The sequence below is a fragment of the Erwinia sp. AK-PDG3-5 genome (assembly GCF_056821705.1).
In genome coordinates this window covers 586,701-609,375 of sequence record NZ_CM165967.1, presented here as the reverse complement: position 1 = coordinate 609,375, position 22,675 = coordinate 586,701, and the positions used below count along the sequence as shown (strand labels likewise).

At 53.6% G+C, this 22,675-nt stretch carries 22 protein-coding genes and 2 tRNA genes; 7 read left to right on the top strand and 17 right to left on the bottom strand.

Going from position 1 to position 22,675, the window contains the following annotated elements; translation table 11 throughout:
- Positions 1-20: 20 nt before the first annotated feature.
- Together nrdD and nrdG are read left to right on the top strand one after the other, a co-directional pair.
- Positions 21-2,120: an anaerobic ribonucleoside-triphosphate reductase gene (nrdD, locus tag AC1UKS_RS02855; RefSeq protein ID WP_482436871.1), complete on the top strand. Its 2,100-nt coding sequence runs from the start codon at positions 21-23 to the stop codon at positions 2,118-2,120.
- Positions 2,117-2,593, top strand: coding sequence for an anaerobic ribonucleoside-triphosphate reductase-activating protein (nrdG, locus tag AC1UKS_RS02850; RefSeq protein ID WP_482435633.1), 477 nt, complete (start codon positions 2,117-2,119; stop codon positions 2,591-2,593). Before nrdD ends, nrdG begins: the two co-directional genes overlap by 4 nt.
- Positions 2,594-2,636: 43 nt before the next feature.
- Here the strand turns inward: nrdG and AC1UKS_RS02845 are convergent, their stop codons facing one another.
- Positions 2,637-3,680 carry a permease gene (locus tag AC1UKS_RS02845; RefSeq protein ID WP_482435632.1) on the bottom strand — a complete coding sequence of 348 codons (1,044 nt, stop codon included), beginning with the start codon at positions 3,678-3,680 and terminating at the stop codon, positions 2,637-2,639.
- A 243-nt stretch (positions 3,681-3,923) separates the two neighbouring features.
- On the opposite strand from AC1UKS_RS02845, the gene AC1UKS_RS02840 reads away from it, so the two are divergent.
- A complete protein-coding gene (locus AC1UKS_RS02840; RefSeq protein ID WP_482435631.1) occupies positions 3,924-4,445 on the top strand; it encodes a type 1 glutamine amidotransferase domain-containing protein in 522 nt (173 codons plus the stop codon).
- Positions 4,446-4,477: 32 nt separating this feature from the next.
- Here AC1UKS_RS02840 and AC1UKS_RS02835 read toward each other — a convergent pair whose 3' ends face one another.
- Complete coding sequence (locus AC1UKS_RS02835) at positions 4,478-4,906, bottom strand: YhbP family protein (protein ID WP_482435630.1); 429 nt, start codon at positions 4,904-4,906, stop codon at positions 4,478-4,480.
- Positions 4,907-4,979: 73 nt separating this feature from the next.
- On the opposite strand from AC1UKS_RS02835, the gene AC1UKS_RS02830 reads away from it, so the two are divergent.
- Positions 4,980-5,297 carry a GIY-YIG nuclease family protein gene (locus AC1UKS_RS02830; protein WP_265909744.1) on the top strand — a complete coding sequence of 106 codons (318 nt, stop codon included), beginning with the start codon at positions 4,980-4,982 and terminating at the stop codon, positions 5,295-5,297.
- On the opposite strand, the gene AC1UKS_RS02825 is transcribed toward AC1UKS_RS02830, so the two are convergent.
- Together AC1UKS_RS02825 and ubiT are read right to left on the bottom strand one after the other, a co-directional pair.
- Positions 5,284-5,787: a GNAT family N-acetyltransferase gene (locus tag AC1UKS_RS02825; RefSeq protein ID WP_482435629.1), complete on the bottom strand. Its 504-nt coding sequence runs from the start codon at positions 5,785-5,787 to the stop codon at positions 5,284-5,286. The genes AC1UKS_RS02830 and AC1UKS_RS02825 overlap by 14 nt on opposite strands.
- Positions 5,781-6,308: a ubiquinone anaerobic biosynthesis accessory factor UbiT gene (gene ubiT / locus AC1UKS_RS02820; protein ID WP_482435628.1), complete on the bottom strand. Its 528-nt coding sequence runs from the start codon at positions 6,306-6,308 to the stop codon at positions 5,781-5,783. Before ubiT ends, AC1UKS_RS02825 begins: the two co-directional genes overlap by 7 nt.
- Before the next feature lie 205 nt (positions 6,309-6,513).
- On the opposite strand from ubiT, the gene ubiU reads away from it, so the two are divergent.
- The 3 genes from ubiU (at position 6,514) to AC1UKS_RS02805 (ending at position 9,638) form a co-directional block, all read left to right on the top strand.
- A complete protein-coding gene (gene ubiU / locus AC1UKS_RS02815; protein WP_482435627.1) occupies positions 6,514-7,509 on the top strand; it encodes a ubiquinone anaerobic biosynthesis protein UbiU in 996 nt (331 codons plus the stop codon).
- Positions 7,510-7,517: 8 nt separating this feature from the next.
- On the top strand, positions 7,518-8,396 hold the full coding sequence (locus AC1UKS_RS02810; protein WP_482435626.1) for a U32 family peptidase: 879 nt from the start codon (positions 7,518-7,520) through the stop codon (positions 8,394-8,396).
- A gap of 234 nt (positions 8,397-8,630) precedes the next feature.
- The gene (locus AC1UKS_RS02805) at positions 8,631-9,638 is read left to right on the top strand and encodes a luciferase-like monooxygenase (protein WP_482435625.1); all 1,008 of its coding nucleotides are present in this window, start codon (positions 8,631-8,633) and stop codon (positions 9,636-9,638) included.
- Between the two features lie 113 nt (positions 9,639-9,751).
- Here the strand turns inward: AC1UKS_RS02805 and AC1UKS_RS02800 are convergent, their stop codons facing one another.
- The 13 genes from AC1UKS_RS02800 to secG form a co-directional block, all read right to left on the bottom strand.
- Complete coding sequence (locus AC1UKS_RS02800; protein WP_053145034.1) at positions 9,752-11,689, bottom strand: DEAD/DEAH family ATP-dependent RNA helicase; 1,938 nt, start codon at positions 11,687-11,689, stop codon at positions 9,752-9,754.
- Between the two features lie 16 nt (positions 11,690-11,705).
- Positions 11,706-11,756, bottom strand: a complete 51-nt coding sequence (gene yrbN / locus AC1UKS_RS02795; RefSeq protein ID WP_482436870.1) for a protein YrbN — start codon at positions 11,754-11,756, stop codon at positions 11,706-11,708.
- Positions 11,757-11,865: 109 nt separating this feature from the next.
- Positions 11,866-12,750: a lipoprotein NlpI gene (gene nlpI / locus AC1UKS_RS02790; protein WP_013204011.1), complete on the bottom strand. Its 885-nt coding sequence runs from the start codon at positions 12,748-12,750 to the stop codon at positions 11,866-11,868.
- A 126-nt stretch (positions 12,751-12,876) separates the two neighbouring features.
- Complete coding sequence (pnp, locus tag AC1UKS_RS02785) at positions 12,877-15,021, bottom strand: polyribonucleotide nucleotidyltransferase (protein WP_013204012.1); 2,145 nt, start codon at positions 15,019-15,021, stop codon at positions 12,877-12,879.
- Positions 15,022-15,321: 300 nt separating this feature from the next.
- Complete coding sequence (gene rpsO, locus AC1UKS_RS02780; RefSeq protein ID WP_013204013.1) at positions 15,322-15,591, bottom strand: 30S ribosomal protein S15; 270 nt, start codon at positions 15,589-15,591, stop codon at positions 15,322-15,324.
- Between the two features lie 108 nt (positions 15,592-15,699).
- Entirely contained in the window at positions 15,700-16,644 is a 945-nt protein-coding gene (gene truB / locus AC1UKS_RS02775; RefSeq protein ID WP_013204014.1) for a tRNA pseudouridine(55) synthase TruB, read from the bottom strand.
- Complete coding sequence (gene rbfA, locus AC1UKS_RS02770) at positions 16,644-17,060, bottom strand: 30S ribosome-binding factor RbfA (RefSeq protein WP_013204015.1); 417 nt, start codon at positions 17,058-17,060, stop codon at positions 16,644-16,646. Before rbfA ends, truB begins: the two co-directional genes overlap by 1 nt.
- Positions 17,061-17,129: 69 nt before the next feature.
- A complete protein-coding gene (infB, locus tag AC1UKS_RS02765) occupies positions 17,130-19,817 on the bottom strand; it encodes a translation initiation factor IF-2 (protein ID WP_482435623.1) in 2,688 nt (895 codons plus the stop codon).
- A gap of 24 nt (positions 19,818-19,841) precedes the next feature.
- Positions 19,842-21,329, bottom strand: a complete 1,488-nt coding sequence (gene nusA, locus AC1UKS_RS02760) for a transcription termination factor NusA (protein WP_053145037.1) — start codon at positions 21,327-21,329, stop codon at positions 19,842-19,844.
- 24 nt (positions 21,330-21,353) lie between these two features.
- Positions 21,354-21,806: a ribosome maturation factor RimP gene (rimP, locus tag AC1UKS_RS02755; RefSeq protein WP_041692438.1), complete on the bottom strand. Its 453-nt coding sequence runs from the start codon at positions 21,804-21,806 to the stop codon at positions 21,354-21,356.
- Between the two features lie 212 nt (positions 21,807-22,018).
- Positions 22,019-22,095, bottom strand: a tRNA-Met gene (locus AC1UKS_RS02750).
- 61 nt (positions 22,096-22,156) lie between these two features.
- Positions 22,157-22,243, bottom strand: a tRNA-Leu gene (locus tag AC1UKS_RS02745).
- A 52-nt stretch (positions 22,244-22,295) separates the two neighbouring features.
- Positions 22,296-22,628 (bottom strand): preprotein translocase subunit SecG, encoded by a 333-nt coding sequence (gene secG, locus AC1UKS_RS02740; RefSeq protein WP_013204019.1) that lies wholly within the window; start codon positions 22,626-22,628, stop codon positions 22,296-22,298.
- Positions 22,629-22,675: the final 47 nt, after the last annotated feature.

Genomic DNA, 22,675 nt, shown 5'->3' with positions numbered 1-22,675 from the left:
TTAAACGTGATGGCTGCAGTATGCCGTTTGATGCAACGCGCATCGGCGATGCAATCATAGCCGCGGCGCACGCGGCAGGAATTGAGGATCGGGAATATTGTGCTGAGGTAACGGTGCAGATTTGCCAGCAGCTTCAGCAGCAGGACTGCCTGGATATTCATGATATCCAGCGCGCGGTTGAAAACCAGCTGATGGCCGGGCGCTATCCCGAACTGGCCCGGACTTACATCGAATATCGCCACGATCGCGACATTGCCCGTGAGCTGCGGGGCAAACTGAATACCGCCATTCGCGGCCTGGTTGAGCAAAGTAACCCCGCCCTGTTGAACGAAAACGCCAACAAAGACAGCAAGGTGATCCCAACGCAGCGCGACCTGCTGGCGGGGATCGTGGCTAAGCATTATGCCTCGCAGCATATTTTGCCGCGTGATGTGGTGATGGCACATGAACGTGGCGAACTTCACTACCATGACCTGGATTACTCGCCGTTCTTTCCAATGTTCAACTGCATGCTGATCGATCTGAAAGGGATGCTGACGCACGGCTTCAAGATGGGCAATGCCGAGATTGAACCACCCAAATCCATCTCGACCGCGACCGCCGTTACGGCGCAAATCATCGCGCAGGTTGCCAGCCATATTTATGGCGGCACCACCATCAACCGCATTGATGAAGTGCTGGCGCCGTTTGTCGAGGCCAGCCAGGCTAAGCACCTGAAAACCGCGCAACAATGGCAGATTGCCGATGCTGAAGCCTATGCCCGCGACCGTACCGAAAAAGAGTGTTATGACGCTTTTCAGTCGCTTGAGTACGAAGTGAATACCCTGCATACCGCTAACGGTCAGACGCCTTTCGTCACCTTCGGCTTTGGCCTTGGTACCTGTTGGTCGGCGCGACTGGTGCAGCAATCCATTTTGCGCAATCGCATTGCCGGTTTGGGTAAAAACCGTAAAACCGCCGTTTTCCCAAAACTGGTGTTCGCCATCAAAGAAGGCCTTAACCGCCGCGCCGGTGACGTCAATTACGATATCAAGCAGCTGGCCCTTGAGTGCGCCAGTAAGCGCATGTACCCGGATATTCTCAACTATGAGCAGGTGGTCAGCGTCACCGGTTCCTTCAAAACCCCCATGGGCTGCCGCAGCTTCCTCGGCACCTGGGAAGAGAACGGTGAACTGGTGCATGAGGGCCGTAATAATATCGGCGTCATCAGCCTGAATCTGCCGCGTATCGCCCTTGAGGCGAAAGGCAATGAACAACACTTCTGGACGCTGCTGGATCAGCGTCTGGCGCTGGCGAAAAAAGCGCTGATGACCCGCATCGCCAGGCTGGCGAACGTCAAAGCGCGTGTCGCACCCATTCTGTATATGGAAGGCGCCTGTGGCGTCAGGTTAAATGCCGACGATGACGTGGCGGAGATCTTCAAACACGGCCGCGCCTCCATTTCGCTGGGTTATATCGGGCTGCACGAAACCATTAACGCGTTGAGCGGCGGCGCAACGCATCTCTACGACGATCAACAGCTGCGGGACAAAGCGGTGGCGATTGTCAGCCATCTGCGTCAGGCCACCGATCGCTGGAAAGCCGAAACCGGTTACGGCTTTAGTCTCTACAGCACGCCGAGTGAGAACCTGTGCGATCGCTTCTGTCGTCTGGATGCAGCAGAATTTGGCGTGGTGCCTGGCGTCACCGACAAAGGCTATTACACCAACAGCTTCCACCTCGACGTGGAGAAAAAGGTTAACCCCTACGACAAGATTGATTTCGAAGCGGCCTACCCGCCGGTCGCCAATGGCGGCTTCATCTGTTACGGCGAATATCCCAATATTCAGCACAACCTGAAAGCGCTGGAAGACGTCTGGGATTACAGCTACAGCCGCGTGCCCTATTACGGCACCAACACACCGATTGATGAGTGCTATGCGTGCGGCTTTACCGGCGAATTCGCCTGTACCAGCAAGGGGTTTACGTGCCCGAAATGCGGCAATCACGATGCGGCCAGAGTGTCGGTTACCCGTCGCGTTTGCGGTTATCTTGGCAGCCCGGATGCCCGTCCATTTAACGCCGGAAAACAGGAAGAGGTGAAACGACGCGTTAAGCATTTGAACGGCCCGCTGGGGTGAATATCCATCAGTATTACCCGGTCGACATCATTAACGGGCCTGGCACGCGTTGCACGCTGTTTGTCGCCGGGTGTGAGCATCAGTGCAAGGGTTGTTATAACAAAAGTACCTGGCGGCTCACTTCCGGGCATCTTTTCACCGTGCAGCAGGAAGAGCAGCTGATCGCTGACCTGAACGATACGCGCATTCCCCGCCAGGGTTTATCCCTGTCGGGAGGCGATCCCTTGCATCCGGCTAACGTCGCGGATGTGCTGAGGCTGGTGAAGCGCGTGCGCCGTGATTGCCCGGGCAAGGATATCTGGCTGTGGACCGGTTACCTGCTGGCGGAGCTGACGGCTAAGCAAAAGCAGGTCATTGAGCAGATTGATGTGTTAATCGATGGAAAGTTTATCGCGGCCTTAAAAGACCCGGCACTCGCCTGGCGTGGCAGCAGTAACCAGGTCATTCACTACCTGCGGAAAGCCGATGGCTAAGCCCGTTATTCTGGCGGGCTTACATCTACTTGCCTGAATCACGCTAAAGCAGTAACAGACTCAATCCGCCAACAATTATCCCGCTTAATGCCACCAATGCGCCGGTAAACCACAACGAACGGGCCGGCAGCGCGCCATGCAGCATCAGCAGCGACGGCACGCTTACCGCTGGCAAGGTCATCAACAGCGCCAGCGCCGGTGCCATCCCCATGCCCGCCAGCATCATAGCCTGAACAATCGGGATTTCTGCCGCCGTTGGGATCACAAACAGGCACCCAGCAATCGCCATCGCCACCACCCAGAACAGCGTATTGCTGACCAGGCCCTCCGCATGAGGGAACAGCCAGACTCGCGCCGCGCCGAGCAGGAGCACCGCCAGGATATACAGCGGAATGGTATTCCAGAACAGCGTCCACAGCGCGCGAAACCAGCGTCGCAAAAACGGCGTGTGATCGATTTTAGGCACCAGCGGAACCACGTTTGAAGTTTGCGTATCGGGCGTCATTTTTTGCACCAGCAGCGCAATACCCAGCACCATTAACACCCCGGCCACCAGCCGGATGGCCGCAAATTGCCAGCCCAGCACAAATCCCATAAACACCAGCGTGGCCGGATTCAGGATCGGATTTCCCAACCAGAACGCCAGCGTTCCCCCTACTGAGGCTGAAGATTTCCGCAACCCTGCAGCAACCGGCGCGGCACAGCAGGTACACATCATGCCAGGCAGGGAAAGCAACGTACCAAACAGCGTGCCAGTAAAACGGGGCTGTCCCAACGTGCGTAATAACCAGTTTCGGGGGATCAACACCTGTACCAGAGAGCCGAGGATCACCCCCAGCACGGCGGCTTTCCATACCGCAAGAAAATAGACCTGCGCGTAGTCCCAGGCGGCCTGAACAGGATGCTCGCTGGGGTTGGCCAACAGGGATTTACCGATGCTGTGCGTATCCGCGGCGAGGAAAGCTTTCAGGTAATAGGGCTGCCACTTGACGACCCACAGCCCGATGACCACCACAGCCAAAAACAGCAGCGGTTTCCACCTGGCAAACACAGGAAGAGCAAGGCGTGACGAGGTTATATGGGACATGGCGAAGACTCCGGATCGCTGCGGGCTACGCCCGACAGCGCATAGTACTCAGAATTCATTATCCACAATTTGATCGGGGTTCCGTTTTGAATTTTCGCCTGCTCAGTCGGCATGACCAACTCATCGGCATGACACTCTACCTTAACCGGTTTAACTCAGCGCAATCCCCCCCTCACGACTTGATTTATCAGCATAATGAACCACACTCAAGGGTGTTAATGATTTTAATCACCGGAGGAAAACATGAGCAAGAAGATAGCGGTACTCATAACCGATGAATTTGAAGACTCAGAATTTACTTCTCCTGCTGACGCTTTTACCCAGGCTGGCCATCAGGTTATCACCATCGAGAAAAAAGCCGGCGTGACCGTCAAGGGCAAGCAAGGCAAAGCGGAAGTGAAGATCGATAAGTCTATCGACGACGTTAAGCCAGGCGAGTTCGATGCGCTGCTGTTACCCGGCGGCCATTCACCGGACAGCCTGAGAGGCGATGACCGCTTCGTTGACTTCACCAGACAGTTTGTGGCGCTAGGCAGACCGGTATTTGCCATCTGCCATGGCCCACAGCTGCTAATCAGCGCCGATGCGGTACGCGGGCGTAAAATGACCTCCGTGAAGGCCATTGCGATTGATTTGAAAAATGCCGGTGCCGATTTCTACGATAAAGAAGTGGTCGTCGATAACGACACGCTGGTCAGTAGTCGTACCCCTGAGGATTTACCCGCGTTTAACCGTGAGTCCCTGCGTCTGCTCGAAACGGCCTGACAGGCCTCAGGCCGGGTATTACACCCGGCCTGTTATCCTCTTATCCAACTCAACTTTTTGCCAAATCCCAACGCATTATCGGTCATCTTCAATTCCTCCAGCGTTATCTGCCATAACGGTGCGGAGACTTTTGCCGCGATCGGGAAACGCTTGATGTAGGCTTTGCGGGCATGCAGCTCTTCTTCACCTTGCAGCAAAGCTATCTTGCCGGAATATTGCACCCCTTTTATCAGCAGCACTGATTTAGGCTGTCCATTGATGGTGCCGGCCACCAGCGGATCCTGGGCGATTTGCGCACCGTGACGGGTGTCAGTTTCCGTCATCAACCAGAAGGCGACCTTTTCGGCGTCATAGACGTAAAAGCAGTTGGCACACCACACTGGATTGCCGCTGCAAAGAGACAGCACATGTTGTTTTTTAAGATAGCGGCTAATCGCGCTAAGGTTTTCGCTTGCTGACATGAGGCCTCCCTGAAAAACGCTACTTTGCCACATTCGCCGTGGGTTTTGCTATGCTGCGGGCAGAGGAATCGTGATGACTGAAATAATGAGCGAATGTCAGAGTACGCCATGGCGCCTGTATATCCTGCGCACCGCCAGCGGCATGCTGTATACCGGGATCACTAATGATGTGGCCAGACGCTTCTTACAGCATCAGGCGGGGAAAGGAGCGAAAGCATTACGCGGGAAAGGCCCGCTGGAGCTGCTGTTTCACTGTGAGGCCGGGGATCGTTCTTCTGCCTCCAGGCTGGAATATCAGGTGAAACAGTTGAAGCGGCTGGAGAAGATCAGGCTGGTAGAGCACCAGCCTGTCTCATTAAGCGCCTGGCTGGAGGGGCTTAAAAACGGTTAAAGGGCGCTGAATAGTCAATATGCCCTCCGGCCCCGGTAAACGCATTATCAGCCAGCTTGTAGACCTGAAAAGCGGCCTCCGCGCCCAGCGTGCGGCAACGAAGCTGATGCCTGGCCGCCGGTTCAAAACCGTATCGTTCGTAGTAGGCCGGATCGCCGAGCACGACCACCGCGGCATAGCCAAACTCATTCAGCGTATCCAGACCTTCGTAAATCAGCTTTTTGCCCAGTTCCTGCCCGCGAAAATCGGCATCTACGGCCAGCGGCGCAAGGCCGACCCACTGATTATCTTCGCCATTCAAGGTTACCGGACTGAATGCCGCATAGCCCAGTACCTGGCCTTCCTCATCCGTGGCGACCACGCCCAGGGTGAGTAAACCATCTTCACGCAGTTGCTGAACCAGTTCAGCTTCTGCGGAGGTTTCAAAGCAACGGCGCAACAAACTGTCTATGCTGGCCGCATCCATTCCTATTTCACTACGAATCAACATGGTGCACCCGCGCGATCCGCTGGGGAATTCGCGTCCTCAGTCAGTCCAGCCTCAACCAGATCAGCCAGTTGCATAAGACCAAAGCGCAACGGCGCCGGCATGAATTCAAGCTCAATCGCATCCATCAGATTTTTCACTTCAAGCCCCAGTTCTGTATCCCCTTCAATTACCAAACGGCGCTGGAAAAACAGCGTGTCGGGATCCAACCTGCGAGCGGCTACCAGTAGCAAATCGTTAGCGTCGCCGCGAAACCAGACGTCCGCTTCAACCCGATCGGCTATCCGTAATTTTCCCTGTTCAACAGTCGTTGCCCAGCTCAGCCCGAGGTCACGGATCTCAATCCCTAACCAACGCCCCTGCAGAAAGTTTAACTCACCTTCGGCCAAAGCATGGTGAAATTGCCAGTTCAGGATCTGCTGCAGCATCTGCTTCTTGATCATGAACGGTGCAAACTGCAGCGGGATCCGCAGCATTTGCGGGCCTTTTCGAACCAATTGAGCGCGAAATGGGTTCAACACCATCGTGACTCCTTTTGAGTAAGTTTCGACTATTTTGCCATATCGACAAAACGCATCAGGCAGTTGGATCAACAAAGTGAGCGAACTTTGAGGAATTTGTCGGCAAATCTCTTCCCATCAATACGCCATTAGCTGCCTTAAATCAAAAATTGTCCGCTTCATGCTGACTAAACTCAACGCCTCTTCTGTTTATCCGGAATGTTTTGATATGGAATTGCTATGTCCTGCAGGTAACTTACCTGCCCTGAAGGCAGCGATAGAGAATGGTGCTGATGCCGTATATATCGGCCTGAAAGATGACACCAACGCGCGCCATTTTGCCGGGCTCAATTTTACCGAAAAGCGTCTGCAGGAAGCGTCCCGCTACGTTCATCAGCATAGACGTAAACTGCATGTGGCGATCAATACTTTTGCCCATCCTGACGGCTACCAGCGCTGGGAACGGGCGGTGGATATGGCTGCAGAAGCCGGCGTCGATGCGCTGATCCTCGCTGATATCGCCATGCTGGAATACGCCGCCGAGCGCTATCCGCAGATTGAGCGCCATGTTTCGGTACAGGCATCCGCCACTAACGCTGAGGCGATTAGGTTCTATCAACGCAACTTTGCGGTTTCACGGGTGGTGCTTCCGCGCGTGCTGTCCATTCATCAGGTTCGCCAGCTGGCGCGCGCGACGACCGTTCCGCTTGAAGTCTTTGCCTTTGGCAGCCTGTGCATCATGGCTGAAGGTCGCTGTTACCTCTCCTCCTACCTGACGGGCGAATCGCCGAATACCGTGGGTGCCTGCTCACCGGCGAAATATGTCCGTTGGCAGCAAACCGCAGCCGGGCTTGAGTCACGCTTAAATGAAGTGCTGATCGATCGTTACGACGCCGGTCAAAATGCCGGTTATCCGACGCTGTGTAAGGGCCGTTATAAGGTAGGCGATGTGCCGTATCACGCCATGGAGGAACCGACCAGCCTGAATACTCTCGAGCTGCTTCCCACCCTTTTGTCGGCAAATATCGCCTCCGTGAAAATTGAGGGACGCCAGAGAAGTCCGGCCTATGTGGCGCAAATCGCGCGTATCTGGCGACACGCCATCGATCGCTGCAAGGCTGATCCGGAGAATTTCAGCGCACAACAAAGTTGGATGACCGCATTAAGTTCGCTTAGCGAAGGCACTCAAACCACGCTCGGTGCCTATCACCGTGAATGGCAGTAAGGATCACCATGAAATACGCAATAGGCCCGGTTCTCTGGTACTGGCCAACAGAGACGTTGCAGGCATTTTATCAGGCAGCTGCTGCCAGCTCGGCTGACGTTATTTACCTGGGTGAAGCCGTTTGCAGCAAGCGTCGGGCAACGAAGCACGCCGACTGGCTGGGGATGGCCAAAGACCTGGCGGGCAGCGGAAAACAGGTGGTGCTCAGTACGCTGGCATTACTGCAATCCCCCTCTGAACTGACCGAGCTGAAAAGGTACGTTGATAACGGCGAATTTCTGATCGAAGCTAACGATATAGGCACGGTGAATATGGCTTCAGAGGCCGGTTTGCCGTTCGTCGCCGGACATGCGCTCAACTGTTATAACGCCGTGACCCTACGACTGCTGCATAAAATGGGCATGATGCGCTGGTGCATGCCGGTTGAGCTTTCCCGTGAATGGCTGGTCAATTTACTCACTCAGTGTGAGGCGCTGGGGATCAGGAATCAGTTTGAGGTTGAGGTGCTGAGCTACGGCCATTTGCCGCTGGCTTATTCCGCGCGCTGTTTTACGGCCAGAGCGGAAAACCGCGGGAAAGATGATTGTCAGACATGCTGTATTGAGTATCCACGGGGCAGAGCTTTGCGCTCGCAGGAAGATCAGCAGGTATTTGTGCTTAACGGCATCCAGACCATGAGCGGCTACTGCTATAACCTTGGCAATGAGCTGATTTCGATGCAGGGCCTGGTTGACATTGTGCGGCTGTCACCGGAAGGCAGCGATACCCTGCCGATGCTTGAAGCGTTCCGCAATAACGAAACCGGAAAACAGCCTCTGACATTGATATCCCGCCAGCAGTGCAATGGCTACTGGTGGAAAGTGGCCGGGCTGGAATTGGTCAGCTAACGCGGCGGGCGTAAAACCCCATCATCGCACTACCAATAAAGGCTGTTCAATATGGGTAGCGATGGAGGATACTGGTCAGAATAGCCTGTCCTGAGCGCGAGCCAGTGGATTGACGGGGCTTTAATCGCGGCCTTGCACTGCTAAAAAGTGCTGCAAACTGCCAATCCTTTTGAGAAGAAATCGTCCAGGATAGATATTTGTATTGGCTTACGCCCTTCGAATAAGTGAGCACCTATGTCTGATAAGAAAAATGTCCCACTTTCGGTTCTCGATCTGGCGCCGATCCCGCAAGGCGCAACCGCGCGCGATGCGTTTCATTCTTCACTGGCTCTCGCACAGCAAGCGGAAAAGTCAGGTTATAACCGTTACTGGCTGGCTGAACACCACAACATGACCGGCATTGCCAGTGCGGCGACGTCGGTGTTGATTGGCTATCTGGCCGCCAATACCACCACGCTGCGTCTGGGCTCAGGCGGCGTAATGTTGCCAAACCATTCACCGCTGGTGATTGCCGAGCAGTTCGGTACCCTCGAATCGCTTTATCCTGGCCGTATCGATCTGGGACTGGGCCGCGCGCCGGGTTCGGATCAGCGCACAATGATGGCACTTCGCCGTCATATGGGCGGCCATGTCGACAACTTCCCGTCAGATGTCGCCGAGATGATTGCCTGGTTTGATGCTGAACCAGGCGTACAACCGGCCGTACAGCCGGTGCCAGGGCTGGGGCTGAAAATTCCGGTCTGGCTGCTCGGTTCCAGCTTATATAGCGCGCAGCTTTCCGCCCAGCTAGGCATCCCCTTTGCCTTTGCGTCGCATTTTGCGCCGGACATGTTGTTCCAGGCCCTGCATATTTATCGTGAAAACTTTAAGCCATCGGCGCGTCTTGAGAAGCCGCATGCGATGGTGTGCGTGAATGTGGTGGCTGCAGATAGCGAACGGGATGCCCGCTATATGTTCACCTCGATGCAGCAGCAGTTCATCAATCTTCGCCGTGGTAAGCCAGGCCCGCTGCCTGCGCCGGTTGAGAATATGGATAACCTGTGGTCACCTTCAGAGCAGTACGGTGTGCAACAGGCGCTGAGTATGTCGATTGTCGGCGATGTGGATAAAGTCCGTCAGGGACTGGCTTCACTGATGCGTGAAACGCAGGCTGACGAAATCATGGTGAATGGTCAGATACACAATCAGCAGGCGCGTTTGCGCTCGTTTGAACTGGCTATGGAAGCGCATAACGCGCTGTAATCCGCACGCTGTAGGGCAGGATTTCGCTGCCCTTATCGCTGATGCAGCGTCCGCGAGTTGCAGGCAAAAAAAAACCAGCCCGAAGGCTGGTTTTTTTATGGGTCAGTCAGTGATTATGCATCACGACGACGAGTGGGTGCGTTGCCACCTTCGGTACGAGGACCGCGGTTGCCACCGTCACGGCTGAAACCGCCGCCACGACGCTCACCACCAGCAGCTGGACCGTTACGGTCATTGCTGAAGCGACGACCACCTTCAGGACGATCGCTACGACCGCCTTCACGGTTGCCAGCGCCGAAGCCGCCACGGGCTGGAGCTGGACCACGACGCTCACCGCCACCAGTACGCTCTTTGCTGTGTGGCACTGCATCGCCAATCAGCTGCATATTCATTGGTTTGTTCAGAATACGCGTACGAGTGAAGTGCTGGAGGATGTCACCCGGCATGCCTTTCGGCAGCTCGATAGTTGAGTGAGTACCGAACAGTTTGATGTTACCGATGTAACGGCTGCTGATGTCGCCTTCGTTAGCGATAGCACCAACGATGTGACGAACTTCAACGCCGTCATCGCGGCCAACTTCAATGCGGTAAACTTCCATATCGCCAACGTCACGACGTTCGCGACGGGCTGGACGCTCGCCACCTTCACGGTTTTCACGAGGACCACGCTCTGGACGGTCACCACGACGATCATCACGCTCTTTGAACTCACGACGAGGACGCTGAGGTGCATCGGCAGGCACGATCAGAGGACGTTCACCCTGAGCCATTTTCAGCAGAGCAGCGGCCAGCGTTTCGATATCCAGCTCATCTTCTGCAGGCTGCATTTTGCTCAGCAGTGCGCGGTACTGTTCCAGATCGCTGCTTTCCAGCTGCTGCTGAACTTTAGCGGCGAACTTAGCCAGACGACGCTCACCCAGCAGTTCTGCGTTAGGCAGTTCAACTTCTGGAATGGTCAGCTTCATGGTGCGTTCAATGTTGCGCAGCAGACGACGCTCACGGTTCTCAACGAACAGCAGCGCACGGCCAGCACGACCCGCACGACCGGTACGGCCGATACGGTGAACGTAAGATTCTGCATCCATAGGGATGTCGAAGTTTACCACCAGGCTGATACGCTCAACGTCCAGGCCACGGGCCGCAACGTCGGTCGCAATCAGGATGTCCAGACGACCATCTTTCAGGCGTTCCAGAGTCTGCTCACGCAGGGCCTGGTTCATGTCACCGTTCAGGGCAGCACTGTTGTAACCGCTACGCTCCAGCGCTTCAGCAACTTCCAGCGTGGCGTTTTTAGTACGCACGAAGATGATAGCAGCATCAAAATCTTCAGCTTCCAGGAAGCGAGTCAGTGCATCAGTCTTACGACCGAAAGCTGTCCAGTAGCTCTGAGAAATATCAGGGCGAGTGGTCATGCTTGACTGGATACGCACTTCCTGCGGATCTTTCATAAAGCGCTTAGTAATACGACGAATCGCTTCTGGCATGGTTGCAGAGAACAGAGCAGTCTGATGATTGTCTGGGATCTGAGCCATGATAGTTTCAACGTCTTCGATGAAGCCCATACGCAGCATTTCATCGGCTTCGTCCAGCACCAGGCCGCGCAGGTTAGACAGATCTAACGTGCCACGCTTCAGGTGATCCAGCAGGCGACCAGGGGTGCCCACAACAACTTGTGGACCCTGGCGCAAAGCGCGCAGCTGAACGTCATAACGCTGGCCGCCGTAAAGGGCAACCACGTTCAGACCTTTCATGTGTTTAGAGAATTCGGTAATCGCTTCACCCACCTGAACCGCCAACTCACGCGTTGGTGCCAGCACCAGGATCTGAGGTGCTTTCAGGGAGCTATCAATGTTGTTTAGCAGTGGCAGCGAGAACGCTGCAGTTTTTCCGCTACCGGTCTGTGCCATACCCAGAACATCACGGCCTGCCAACAAGTGAGGAATGCACTCAGCCTGGATTGGAGAAGGCTTCACGTAGCCCATACCGTTCAGAGATTCAAGGAGTTCGGCGTTCAGGCCAAGGTCAGCAAAAGTGGTTTCAATATCAGTCATGTAGTACACGTGCCTCTTAGATTGCGGCGGCCAGTCTACATAACTCGTCGTGAAAACATTCAGTCATTTTCATCAAAAAGTGTGAACCGGCTCAAATTAGTGGTTTCGACGAACAAGAAAGCCCTCATCCGCTAAGATGATGACATTTCGAAAAAAGGGCGATAGTAGTTCGTCAGCTATTGCTGGTCAGATTCTGATAAATCGTCTTGTGTCTGGCCGAGTAGGGCCAGCTCCAACAATGCATATCGGTGCTCAACGAAGTTGTGAACGTTGTTTGCGACCGTCAGCTTGAACAACGCTTCTGCGTCGTCCTTCTCCCCCAGACTTAGGTAATGTTTACCTAAATAGAAGTTGGTTTCACTGAGATGTTCAGCGAGCGAGGTGTTATCCGTTGCGTCTGCCTTGAGACTGTCCATCAGTGTACTTTCACTGATATTTCCCAGGTAGAACTCGACAATTTTCCATCCCCATTGGTCTCTGACCGCTTTGTCGTAACGCTGTTGAAGCGCTACTTTAGCCTTGTCTGCGTCCATCTCTCTTTCATCGAGATAGAGCCACAAGCTGCGGAAAGGATCGTTAGGATCGTCTTGATAAAACGCCAGCAGATCATCTTGCGCTAATTTATACCTTCCGCCGTAGTATAAGGCGATACCGCGGTTTAAATGCGCATAATTGTAAGTTGGATCAAGCTCAAGTACAGAATCGAACGCTTCATAGGCAGCATCAAAATTGCCTGCCTGCGTTAGATATATGCCTAAGTAATTGAATACTTCAGGCATATCAGGCCTGACAGATAACGCTAATGAAAAGTCATTTCGCGCAAGTGCTCTCAAACCTAAACTATCATACAACACTCCGCGCTCATATAACAGCTGTGCGCGTTCATCATCGCTAAGGGATCGACTGGCAAGAATTTGTTCCATACGTGCCAGAATCACTTCCTGTTGCAGCGTAGGCTGCAGCGGAACAGCCAGAACCTCGTTCTTACGCCAATCCGAGTTGCTGCATCCTGCCAGCGTTAAAGCTGTCGCAACGAAACACCAGCGTAAAAAAGGCTTCATTTCCCACTCCCAAAGACAAACATTGGGATGAATATCCTTTCATCCGCCTGCCGTACACAAGGTGTCGTCCTGTCCTCGCGATGATACTGCTCTCCCCGTTCACAGGGAGAGCTTAAGGGTCTGACTTTATTCTGCTTCAGGAGCTTCAGGCGCTGCTGGAGTCACGGCTGCTTCAGGCTCTGCAGCCTGCTCAGTCGCTTCTTTGATGCTCAGACGTACGCGGCCCTGGCGATCAACTTCCAGAACTTTCACCGGCACTTCCTGGCCCATCTGCAGATAGTCGGTCACTTTCTCTACACGCTTATCAGCGATCTGAGAGATATGAACCAGACCTTCTTTGCCACCACCGATAGCAACGAAGGCACCGAAGTCAACGATGCGGGTAACCTTACCGTTGTAGATACGGCCCACTTCGATTTCTGCAGTGATCTCTTCGATACGACGGATAGCATATTTCGCTTTCTCACCGTCGGTCGCTGCGATTTTCACCGTGCCATCATCTTCGATTTCGATGGTGGTGCCGGTTTCTTCGGTCAGCGCACGAATCACAGAACCGCCTTTACCGATCACGTCTTTGATCTTGTCCGGGCTGATTTTGATCGTGTGAATACGTGGTGCGAACTGAGAGATATCGCCACGCGGCGTGCTGATAGCCTGTTCCATCACGCCCAGAATGTGCAGACGCGCACCCTTAGCCTGGTTCAGAGCCACCTGCATAATTTCGCGGGTGATACCTTCAATTTTGATGTCCATCTGCAGCGCGGTGATACCTTCACGGCTACCGGCTACCTTGAAGTCCATGTCGCCCAGATGATCTTCGTCACCCAGGATGTCAGACAGAACCACAAAGTTCTCGCCTTCTTTTACCAGACCCATCGCAATACCGGCTACGGCTGCTTTGATTGGTACACCTGCGTCCATCAGTGCCAGTGAAGCACCACAGACGGAAGCCATTGAAGAGGAGCCGTTTGATTCAGTGATTTCTGACACGACACGCACGGTATAAGGGAAAGCGTCAGCTTTAGGCATTACTGCCAGTACGCCACGCTTAGCCAGACGACCGTGACCAATCTCACGACGCTTAGGCGACCCAACCATGCCAGTTTCACCTACGCAGTACGGAGGGAAGTTGTAGTGGAACAGGAAGCTGTCGGTCTTCTCACCCATCAGCTCATCCAGGTTCTGGGCATCACGGGCGGTACCCAGCGTTGCGGTAACCAGTGCCTGAGTTTCACCACGGGTGAACAGCGCAGAACCATGAGTACGTGGCAGAACGCCAGTGCGTACATCAAGACCACGGATCATGTCTTTTTCGCGACCATCGATACGCGGAGCGCCGCTCAGGATACGACTACGAACCACGTTTTTCTCAAGCGCATGCAGGAGATCGCCGATTTCGTTGTCATCAAGGCTAGCGTCTTCCGCCAGCAGTGCTGCAGTGGTTTCAGACTTGATCACGCCAACCTGAGCATAACGCTCTTGTTTTTCAGTGATCTGGTATGCTTCGCTCAGGCGGGATTCAGCCAGCGCAGCAATACGGGTCTGTAATGATTCGTTGACAGCTTCTGGCTTCCAGTCCCAACGCGGTTTACCTGCTTCGGCAACCAGCGCGTTGATTTGGTCGATCACAACCTGCTGCTGCTCGTGGCCGAACACCACTGCGCCCAGCATCTGATCTTCGCTCAGCAGTTCAGCTTCAGACTCAACCATCAGAACCGCGCCCTGAGTTCCAGCAACAACCAGATCCAGCTTACTTTCTTTCAGCTCATCGGTGGTTGGGTTCAGCACATACTGATCGTTAAGGTAGCCCACGCGAGCGGCACCAATTGGACCATTGAAAGGCAGACCTGACAGGCTCAGTGCGGCAGAGGCACCGATTAATGCCACGATATCCGGGTGAACCTGTGGGTTTACGGAGACCACGGTGGCAATAATCTGGACTTCGTTGATGAACCCTTCCGGGAACAGCGGACGAACCGGACGGTCAATCAGACGAGAGATGAGGGTTTCACCTTCGCTTGGACGGCCTTCACGACGGAAGAAGCTACCCGGAATACGACCAGCAGCGTAAGTACGCTCCTGATAGTTAACGGTCAGCGGGAAGAAGTCCTGGCCTGGCTTAGTGGTCTTTTTGCCTACAACGGTAACGAACACAGCGGTGTCGTCCATGCTTACCATTACGGCTGCCGTTGCCTGGCGAGCCATCATACCGGTCTCAATGGTGACGGTATGCTGACCATACTGGAATTTTTTTACGATCGGGTTCAGCAAAATTATGTCCTTAACGTACTGGCAAGGCACTGACCCTGCCGTTAATTTTAAATCCTCATCTGCATCCTCGCGACTAATGACAACCCTAATCCCTTATGGGACAAAGCCTCTCATTAGCCGCGCGAACCTCTGCAACTGAAGATCACACCCAGCAACAATACAATAGTTTGGCTTGAAATGCTGCCGCTCGCCTAAAAAAAGGGGCCATAAAGGCCCCTTTTTAGCGAATCTCGCACGAATCTGCCAACCCATCATTTCGGTACATCAGAATGCACCGAAACGACCCGGCAAACTCTGATACTAGCGACGCAGACCCAGACGCTCGATCAGGCTGGTGTAACGTGCAACGTCTTTACGCTTCAGGTAATCCAGCAGCTTACGACGCTGAGAAACCATACGCAGCAGACCGCGACGGCTGTGGTGGTCTTTTTTGTGCTCAGAGAAGTGACCCTGCAGATGGTTAATCTGTGCAGTCAACAAAGCAACCTGAACTTCGGTAGAACCACTGTCATTCGCGTCACGACCGTAATCAGCAACGATCTGCGCTTTAGATTCAACACTTAGAGACATGATACAACTCCAAATTATAAGATAAATGTACAGGCGCCGATCTCTAATTCAGCAACCCAATGGTAAAGCCGCGCCATTCTACTCTTAGCCAGAAGCTTACGCAAATGACTAGTCGGAATATTCTACAACCAGACGGCGTGGCGCAACGCGACCGTCATCGGCAATTTCTGCCATACCAATAAACTTCTGCTCTTCACCTTCCGTCACGCGAACCAGGCCGGAAGAAGGCGCATTAACCGCCTGCACCGGCATGCCCTGGCGGAAGTAAGCTGACACGGCCAGCGGCAGATTGACCGCCGGATACGCGGCTGCCGGGCTGTCCATCGGCATCAGCAACGCATCCAGCAATTCTGCCGGCGTGCGTTCGGTACGGTAAGCTTCTTCACTCAGTTCAGCCAACTGTTCCAGCGTCACCATACTGGCGATCGGATAGGTCGCAACCTGCAAACGACGCAAATAGATAACGTGCGCGCCGCAGCCCAGCATCTCGCCAAGATCGTCGGTGATGGTGCGGATATAGGTGCCTTTGGAACAGTGGATTTCCAGCTCCAGCTCATCGCCTTCCCAGCGAATAAACTGTAACTCGTAAACCGTAATGCTGCGGGCTTCACGCGGGACTTCGATGCCTTCACGGGCATATTCGTACAGCTTACGCCCCTGGTACTTCAGCGCGGAATACATCGACGGCACCTGCTGGGTTTCCCCACGGAAGCTGTCCAATGCCTGCGCCAGTTGTTCTTCAGTAAAGGTCACCGGACGCTCGCTGATAATCGCGCCATCAGCGTCAGACGTATCCGTACGCTGCCCAAGACGGGCAATCACGCGGTAACGTTTATCTGAGTCCAGTAGATACTGAGAAAATTTGGTGGCTTCGCCAAGGCAGATCGGCAGCATGCCGGTTGCCAGAGGATCTAAGGCGCCGGTGTGACCAGCTCGGTTTGCTGTGAACAACCGCTTCACTTTCTGCAGGGCATCATTACTCGACAGCCCCTGTGGTTTGTCGAGCAGCAGAACACCGTGGACGTCACGTCCGCGACGACGAGGACGGCTCATCAGTCTTCCTTCTTGTCTTCTTCTTCCTGTTCTTCCTGCGGTCCACGACGTTCAACATCGTTTCTGACCACATTGGTCACCAGGTTAGACATGCGCATCCCTTCAACCAACGAGTTGTCGTAGAAGAAGGTCAGTTCAGGGACGATACGCAGACGCATCGCTTTGCCCAGCAGTGAACGGATGTAGCCAGAAGCATCACCCAGCGCACGCAGACCGCCTTTGATAGCGTCTTCATCTTTGTCGTTCAGGAAGGTCACAAATACTTTGGCATAGGCCAGATCGCGAGACAAATCGACGCCTGATACGGTAACCATCATGCCCAAACGGGGATCTTTAATCTCACGCTGCAGAATAACAGCAATCTCTTTCTGCAATTCCTGAGAGACACGCTGTGGGCGACCAAATTCTTTCGCCATAATAATACTCTCCAAATAATTCGGGAGGCACAACGGCCTCCCAAATAAGTCACTGTTTTCAGGCGACCATTAATCGATAGTACGTTGGATCTCGATAATCTCGAAGACTTCGATCATATCGCCAACACGCACATCGTTGTAGTTCTTCACGCCGATACCACATTCCATGCCGTTACGGACTTCGTTGACGTCATCTTTGAAGCGGCGCAGGGATTCCAGCTCGCCTTCGTAGATAACCACGTTGTCACGCAGAACGCGGATTGGGTTGTGACGTTTGATGTTACCTTCAGTCACCATACAGCCGGCAACAGCGCCGAACTTAGGTGATTTGAACACGTCACGCACTTCAGCCAGACCGGTAATCTGATGCTTGTACTCAGGCGCCAGCATACCGCTCATCGCCTGCTTAACTTCGTCAATCAGATTATAGATCACGGAGTAGTAACGCAGATCCAGACTTTCGGTATCCACTACGCGGCGAGCAGAAGCATCGGCACGTACGTTGAAGCCCAGCAGGATAGCGTTAGAAGCCGCGGCCAGCGTGGCGTCAGTTTCGGTGATACCACCTACGCCTGAACCCACGATTTTCACTTTCACTTCATCAGTGGACAGCTTCAGCAGCGAGTCGGAGATAGCTTCGACAGAACCCTGAACGTCAGCTTTCAGCACGATGTTCAGTTCAGAAACTTCACCTTCGGTCATGTTCGCAAACATGTTCTCCAGTTTAGATTTCTGCTGACGAGCCAGCTTAACTTCACGGAATTTGCCCTGACGATACAGTGCAACTTCACGGGCTTTCTTCTCGTCACGAACAACCGTTGCTTCATCACCGGCTGCAGGAACACCTGACAGTCCCAGAATCTCAACAGGAATCGAAGGACCGGCTTCAGTCACTTCGCGACCTAATTCGTCACGCATCGCACGCACACGGCCATACTCGAAGCCGCACAGAACGATATCGCCTTTATTCAGCGTACCTTCACGTACCAGCACGGTAGCAACCGGACCACGACCTTTATCCAGGAAGGATTCGATAACCACACCGCTTGCCATACCCTGACGAACCGCGCTCAGTTCCAGCACTTCTGCTTGCAGAAGGATGGCGTTAAGCAGGTCATCAATACCGGTACCGGCTTTCGCAGACACGTTCACGAACATGTTCTCGCCGCCCCACTCTTCCGGAATGATTCCGTACTGGGTCAGTTCGTTTTTAACACGATCCGGATCGGCATCTGGCTTATCAACTTTGTTCACCGCCACGACAACCGGCACTTTCGCCGCTTTTGCGTGCTGGATAGCTTCGATAGTCTGTGGCATCACGCCATCATCTGCCGCAACAACCAGGATAACGATGTCAGTTGCCTGAGCACCACGAGCACGCATTGCGGTAAACGCGGCGTGTCCCGGGGTATCCAGGAAGGTGATCATACCGGTGTCAGTTTCAACGTGGTATGCACCGATGTGCTGAGTAATGCCGCCCGCTTCGCCAGAGGCGATTTTGGTGGAGCGGATATAATCCAGCAAAGAGGTTTTACCGTGGTCAACGTGGCCCATGATGGTCACAACCGGTGCACGGGATTCCTGCAGCGCATGAGTATCACGATCGCTCATTACCGCTTCTTCCAGCTCATTCTCACGGCGCAGCGTCACTTTGTGACCCATTTCTTCCGCTACCAGCTGGGCAGTTTCCTGATCGATAACCTGGTTAATGGTGGCCATGGCACCCATTTTCATCATCGCTTTGATGACCTGGGAACCTTTCACCGCCATCTTGTTAGCCAGTTCGGCTACGCTGATGGTTTCGCCGATGATCACGTCACGGTTAACAGCCTGCGCTGGCTTGTTGAAGCCCTGCTGCAGGGTGCTTGGCTTGCGCTTGCCGCCTTTACCGCCGCGAACCTGCGCACGCGCTTCTTCACGGTCAGTTTTCGCTTCAGAATGCTTGTTGCCTTTCTTGGAGCGTGGCGCTTTTGCCGGGCGGACTGCACGGGTACGACGGTCGCCTTCAACCTTCGCATCGTTTTCGTCTTCAGCCGCACGGGCGTGGGTAGAAGTGGTTACGTGGTAATCAGAAGTATCTTCAACTTCTTTAACCTCAGTCCACTCGGTGCCTTTCTCTTCTGCCATTTTACGAGCCTCTTCCGCTACGCGCTTCGCTTCTTCTTCAATCTTGCGATGCGCTTCTTCTTCGGCTTTACGCTTCAGTTCTGCAGCTTCTGCTTCGCGACGGGCTTTGTCAGACTGCGTTGCCCGGATTACTTCATCAGTAGGTTGATTGCTCACTTTATCTTTTTCCGCTGCTTCACGTTTGGCTTTATCAGCTGCCTCACGTTTAGCCTGCTCCTCGGCTTCACGCTTCGCTTTGTCTTGGGCTTCACGCTTGGCTTTTTCTTCAGCCTCACGACGAGCCAGTTCTTCCGCTTCACGCTGTGCCTGCTCTTCTGCTTCAGCCTGTTCAGCTTCTGCAGGATCGCCTTTTACATAGGTGCGCTTTTTGCGGACTTCAATTTGTACTGACTTGCTTTTGCCCCCGGTAACGGGAACATTCAAGGTGCTGCGCGTCTTGCGCTGCAGAGTCAGTTTACCTGAACCGCCGTTATGATCGCGATTCAAATGGGTCAGGAGCGTTTCTTTTTCCTGCTGCGTCACAGAATCAGTCTCAGACTTGCGGATCCCTGCATCAGCAAACTGCTGTACCAGGCGTTCTACCGGTGTCTGAATCTCTGCGGCCAGCGATTTTACAGTTACATCTGTCATGCTGTTCCTTCCTGCTACAGTTTATTACGCGTCGTCGCCGAACCAGCAGATATTGCGTGCAGCCATAATCAGCTCACCAGCCCGCTCATCGTTCAGGCCTTCAATATCTGTCAGGTCGTCAACACCCTGTTCGGCAAGATCTTCCAGCGTACAGACGCCAATCGCTGCCAGCTTGAATGCCAGCTCACGATCAAGACCTTCCAGATTCAGCAAATCTTCTGCCGGCTGGTTGTCGCCCAGGCTCTCTTCTTTCGCCAGCGCCAGGGTTGTTAACGCATTTTTCGCACGATCGCGCAGCGCTTCTACTGTCTCTTCATCCAGACCGTCAATTTCCAACAGCTCGTTGATCGGAACATATGCCAGTTCTTCAAGAGAAGAGAAACCTTCTTCAACCAGAACGGTAGCAAAGTCTTCATCAATATCGAGATGCTTGGTAAAGACGTCGATGGCAGCATGGGCTTCAGCCTGGTGCTTCGCCTGCAGATCGTCGACCGTCATTACGTTTAGCTCCCAGCCACTCAGCTGTGCGGCTAAACGTACGTTTTGACCATTACGGCCAATCGCCTGAGCCAGGTTACCGGCTTCAACAGCGATATCCATGGTGTGATTATCTTCATCCACCACGATAGAGGCAACATCCGCAGGGGCCATGGCATTGATCACGAACTGCGCAGGATTGTCATCCCACAATACGATATCAATACGCTCGCCACCCAGCTCACTGGATACTGCCTGAACTCGTGCACCACGCATACCGACGCATGCACCGACTGGGTCGATACGTTTGTCGTTGGTTTTCACCGCAATCTTGGCTCGTGAGCCTGGATCGCGCGCGGCGGCTTTAATCTCAATTACTTCTTCGCCAATTTCTGGCACTTCAATACGGAACAGTTCGATCAGCATTTCAGGCTTGGATCGGCTGACAAACAGCTGAGCACCGCGCGCTTCTGGACGCACTGCGTACAGAACACCGCGAATGCGGTCGCCCGGACGGAAGTTTTCGCGTGGCAGCATATCTTCACGAATGATGACGGCTTCAGCGTTGCTGCCCAGATCCAGAGAAATATTGTCGCGGTTAACTTTCTTAACCACGCCGGTGATGATCTCACCTTCCTGCTGACGGAACTGATCGACAACCATCGCACGTTCAGCTTCGCGCACTTTCTGCACGATAACCTGTTTCGCGGTTTGGGTGGTGATACGGTCGAAGGTCACAGATTCGATCTGGTCTTCTACATATTCGCCCAGATTAAGCGCTTCGTCCTCGTAGCGAGCTGCATCCAGCGTGATTTCACGCGTTGGCATAGTCACTTCGTCAACGATAACCCAACGGCGGAAGGTGTCGAAATCGCCGCTTTTGCGGTCAATGCTGACACGGACTTCAATTTCCTGCTCGTACTTTTTCTTGGTCGCCGTGGCCAGTGCGCTCTCCAGCGCTTCGAAAATCTTTTCGCGCGGGAGTGATTTCTCGTTCGACACAGCCTCAACTACAGCTAAGATTTCTTTGTTCATCCTGGTATGCCTCAATCCGGACTTTTAAAAGTGGGGAACCAGGTTCGCTTTCTGAATGTTGCTCAGCGCGAACACTTCGTCGTTACCCTCAACAGCAACAGTGATCATTTCACCTTCTACAGATTTAATGATTCCCTGCCATTTGCGGCGGTTTTGAACGGCCATACGCAGCACCAGGCTCACTTCTTCGCCAATAAATTGTGCGTAATGCGCAGCGGTAAAGAGTGGGCGCTCAAGGCCTGGTGAGGAGACTTCAAGGTTGTAAGCGACAGTAATCGGGTCTTCGACATCGAATACGGCACTTACCTGGTGGCTAACATCAGCACAATCGTCAACATTGATGCCATTTTCACTATCAATATAGATGCGCAACGTCGATGTACGACCGCGTACAAACTCGATACCGACCAGTTCGTAGCCCAGCGCCTCTACAGGTGCTGTGATCAGCTCAGTTAATTTTTGCTCTAATGTGGACAAGGCCACCCCCAAGACATAAAAAAAGGGCTTAATAGCCCAGTATGCTGTTTCCTGATAACAAAAAACCCCGATAAATCGGGGCTTTATGCGACTGGACCCTGTACGCCAAAAATCTGGCGGTTCGGCACAATCCAAAAGAATTTTTTTCAAAATCTGCTGAGATGCGCCGTTCGATGCATACAGTATATTTGAAAAAGAACTCTAAGGGAAAGTGGTTGCGGGGGCCGGATTTGAACCGACGACCTTCGGGTTATGAGCCCGACGAGCTACCAGGCTGCTCCACCCCGCGTCCGAAATAACGTGGCAAATACTACGCCGATCTTGCGTAAAACGCAAGCAATACTGAAGTTTGGTACCGAGGACGGGACTTGAACCCGTAAGCCCATGCGGGCACTACCACCTCAAGGTAGCGTGTCTACCAATTCCACCACCACGGCACTAAAGAGACGACTTTTTTATTTCTGTCGTGTCGAAATTACTGCTTACTGCTTACTGTGGGATATCGCTACCCGGGGTTGCCGGTTTAGCTGGCTGGCTCTGCTGCGACTGTGCAGGCTGAGTCAGATTTTCCCACTCGCTTCCTTTCTGAGTCTTATTGGAGTTGAGGTTACCCAGAATCAAGCTAATGATGAAGAACAGTGTTGCCAATACTGCGGTCATACGGGTCATAAAGTTACCTGAACCGTTAGAACCAAACAGCGTTGCCGAACCGCCAGCACCAAATGACGCGCCCATATCAGCGCCTTTACCTTGCTGAAGCATGATCAAACCTACAAGGCCGATTGCAACAATAAGGAAAACAACTAAGAGAGCTTCGTACATAATTAACCTGTTTCCTTGCGCGGTAGCCGCACATCAAAAAGCTTCAA

Coding starts and splice junctions, on each gene's coding strand:
- nrdD (WP_482436871.1), top strand. CDS start 21: ATGCCGTTTGATGCAACGCGCATCGGCGATGCAATCATAGCCGCGGCG.
- AC1UKS_RS02845 (WP_482435632.1), bottom strand. CDS start 3,680: ATGTCCCATATAACCTCGTCACGCCTTGCTCTTCCTGTGTTTGCCAGG.
- AC1UKS_RS02840 (WP_482435631.1), top strand. CDS start 3,924: ATGAGCAAGAAGATAGCGGTACTCATAACCGATGAATTTGAAGACTCA.
- AC1UKS_RS02835 (WP_482435630.1), bottom strand. CDS start 4,906: ATGTCAGCAAGCGAAAACCTTAGCGCGATTAGCCGCTATCTTAAAAAA.
- AC1UKS_RS02830 (WP_265909744.1), top strand. CDS start 4,980: ATGACTGAAATAATGAGCGAATGTCAGAGTACGCCATGGCGCCTGTAT.
- AC1UKS_RS02825 (WP_482435629.1), bottom strand. CDS start 5,787: ATGTTGATTCGTAGTGAAATAGGAATGGATGCGGCCAGCATAGACAGT.
- ubiT (WP_482435628.1), bottom strand. CDS start 6,308: ATGGTGTTGAACCCATTTCGCGCTCAATTGGTTCGAAAAGGCCCGCAA.
- ubiU (WP_482435627.1), top strand. CDS start 6,514: ATGGAATTGCTATGTCCTGCAGGTAACTTACCTGCCCTGAAGGCAGCG.
- AC1UKS_RS02810 (WP_482435626.1), top strand. CDS start 7,518: ATGAAATACGCAATAGGCCCGGTTCTCTGGTACTGGCCAACAGAGACG.
- AC1UKS_RS02805 (WP_482435625.1), top strand. CDS start 8,631: ATGTCTGATAAGAAAAATGTCCCACTTTCGGTTCTCGATCTGGCGCCG.
- AC1UKS_RS02800 (WP_053145034.1), bottom strand. CDS start 11,689: ATGACTGATATTGAAACCACTTTTGCTGACCTTGGCCTGAACGCCGAA.
- nlpI (WP_013204011.1), bottom strand. CDS start 12,750: ATGAAGCCTTTTTTACGCTGGTGTTTCGTTGCGACAGCTTTAACGCTG.
- rpsO (WP_013204013.1), bottom strand. CDS start 15,591: ATGTCTCTAAGTGTTGAATCTAAAGCGCAGATCGTTGCTGATTACGGT.
- truB (WP_013204014.1), bottom strand. CDS start 16,644: ATGAGCCGTCCTCGTCGTCGCGGACGTGACGTCCACGGTGTTCTGCTG.
- rbfA (WP_013204015.1), bottom strand. CDS start 17,060: ATGGCGAAAGAATTTGGTCGCCCACAGCGTGTCTCTCAGGAATTGCAG.
- infB (WP_482435623.1), bottom strand. CDS start 19,817: ATGACAGATGTAACTGTAAAATCGCTGGCCGCAGAGATTCAGACACCG.
- nusA (WP_053145037.1), bottom strand. CDS start 21,329: ATGAACAAAGAAATCTTAGCTGTAGTTGAGGCTGTGTCGAACGAGAAA.
- secG (WP_013204019.1), bottom strand. CDS start 22,628: ATGTACGAAGCTCTCTTAGTTGTTTTCCTTATTGTTGCAATCGGCCTT.